Source organism: Chamaesiphon sp. OTE_20_metabat_361 (genome assembly GCF_031364565.1).
In genome coordinates this window covers 1-2,451 of sequence record NZ_JANLWO010000002.1, presented here as the reverse complement: position 1 = coordinate 2,451, position 2,451 = coordinate 1, and the positions used below count along the sequence as shown (strand labels likewise).

Here is a 2,451-nt window from a genome sequence, read left to right as displayed (position 1 = left end):
AGTTTGAATAACGATAATCCAGTCGCACCCGCTTTGAGGGTACGTCAATAGCACTCTACATCTTAATATGAAAATGCACCAAAAGAGGGGATAGGGGTTAGGGGTGAGGGAATAGGGGTAAAAGGTAAAAGGTAAGAGGTAAAAGGTAAAAGGTAATGGGTGACGTACCGCAGGTTTAGTGACTTGTGACTTGTGCGACAGTCTTTTGCTCTAGTCTAATCGAGGTACGGTGCGCCGTTGGCGTTAGTCTGCCTTATGCACAACCTAAACCTACAGATATCACCAAAGATTTAGACATCTGTATCCGATTTCCATTCATTACCTCTTACCTTTTACCTTTTACCTCTTACCTTTTACCCATTACCTCTTACCCTCTACCCCCTACCTTCGGAATTGCAATCGCTTTCATCACTTCGGCAAAATCCGACTCATTTACTAGGGGAATTAATTGCTGGAGATAGGGTTGATAGCGAAATAGTTCGTAATCGCGATCGAGTAAATATTGTGCGGCGGCGAGATCGATCCCTTTAGTGGTGTAGCTATTATAAATAATTGTCGGCGCAAATCTAGCCAATGTTTGTTCGCCGCCTGTCAGAATTGCGAGTTCATTGCCTTCAGTTGAAATTTTAATTATCTCTAATCGATCGATGCCAGCTTGGCTCACAAATGTATCGAGGGTCATGCAGAGAACTTCGACTGTTTCTGTCCCTGGATCGATCGAGTCATCGCTGGAAGCTAGGCAATTAAATTCACAGTTCGATTGTAAAATTAGTCTTGCCATCCCATCGCGATCGCCGATCGCATTTTTGAATACGCGGACATTTTCGATCTGGTTGATGCGACAAGTTTCATGCAGACAATCGACGGCTTCATCAAATGGTTCGATCGCGTACACCACCCCATTGATGCCAACTCTAGCTGCCGCACTAAATGTATAGATCCCAAAGCTGGCACCGATATCGATCGCGTTCATTCCCGGTTGTAGATACTGTCGCCAAAACTCTAATTCTCGCTCGTACCAATCCCCTTCAGCGAGGAGACAGCGCGTAGTCGGACTCTGGAGAGTAGCCGCGATCGCTAGTGCCATTACCGACTCATCAAAGGGGATATAAGTCCAGGGACTATCGATCGCCAGTTGCGTCCATTGCCACGGTATTTTAATTAATCTCTGGCTGGCATAATCTATCCCGATCTTTTGCCAATATTCGGCTGATTCTGGCTGTTCTAAATCTAGATAAGCGAGATATAATGACTGCAAAATTGTTGGGTAGTCTGGGGCAATATCCCTAGCTTGATGTAGATAAACTAATCCTTCTAACTCCTGATTCCCGATACTATAAATACCCAAACGCAGATTCGGAAAAATTAGATCGGGCATCAGTTGATTCATTAGATGCAACAACCGCAATCCAGTTTGATTGTCTAATACGATTTGCGTGCGGCAGAGTACTTCTGATAGCATCAACATGGCTTGAGTGTGACCATTATCTGTGTTTAAAATTCTTTGCAGTTGTTCGCTGCGACCATTGGTAATATGCGTACTTGTCAGGGGCGGAATATAGACAATCCCTGGTGCAATTTTGGCTTCGGTATAGGTAGGCTGAAGGTTATTAATAAAGGCACTAAAAGCAATCTGAGCCGCCTCGCTGTAGTTACCCAGCATACAGTTGAGCAGGGCTAGATGTGCCAAGCAGAGTGGGTGCTGATTTAATTCCGATCCGACTTGCACAGCATCAAAAGCGATTTCGGCATACAAACCATGGGTGAGAGAGTTATCGCAGCTCTGAGCGGAAATTAGCGCTGATACGGCTAAGTTATTCCAATCCAATGCTGTCTGCGGTTCTTCCCACTGGCAATTATCCAAGACATGGGTGAGTTGCTCGATAGCTGTCTGGGAGATTTCGACTTGATTATGTCTGACATATTCTAAGTAAGCAGTTTTGGGATCGAAATCAATAGCCATGTCGTTAATTGATAATTGATAATTGATAATTAATAATTAATAATTAGGTTATTAGGGTAAGGTTTAAATCTTACTATAATAATAATCTAGTTAAGAATTGAGCTATTTAAGATATAGTAAGTGCTGCGATCGTCTGACAACAATCGGCAACACTAGCACGTTCGCCCATCGAGACAACTAAAGCTTGATAAGCTGCCCAATTAGCTTGAATTAGGGTTTTGGCTTTGAGTGCGGCTAGATTTTCTTGCTGGACGATTTCTTGCTGCTGTTTACCTGCTAGAAACAATACACCCCTGAGTTTTTGACGATCTTCGCTACCGCCTTCCGATCGATCGTACACCAATTTCTCAGCAGTAATACCCGCCATCCATACCGTACAATAACTCTGGAGCAACTGACTGGAAATATCCACAGGTGGTGCGGCAAACATTACTCCACCCTGCGCCGATTGTCCGGCTTTGACAGATTCCCACGCACTCAGCGTATAT

Annotated in this window: 1 protein-coding gene and 1 pseudogene; both read right to left on the bottom strand. The window is 44.1% G+C overall.

Features of this window, described 5'->3' with window-relative positions:
• Positions 1 to 367: 367 nt before the first annotated feature.
• Positions 368 to 1,963, bottom strand: a complete 1,596-nt coding sequence (locus RMO35_RS00040) for an FkbM family methyltransferase (protein WP_309737685.1) — start codon at positions 1,961 to 1,963, stop codon at positions 368 to 370.
• A gap of 106 nt (positions 1,964 to 2,069) precedes the next feature.
• Positions 2,070 to 2,451: pseudogene (locus tag RMO35_RS00035) on the bottom strand (ATP-dependent Zn protease); the annotation flags it as partial.

Coding starts and splice junctions, on each gene's coding strand:
- RMO35_RS00040 (WP_309737685.1), bottom strand. CDS start 1,963: ATGGCTATTGATTTCGATCCCAAAACTGCTTACTTAGAATATGTCAGA.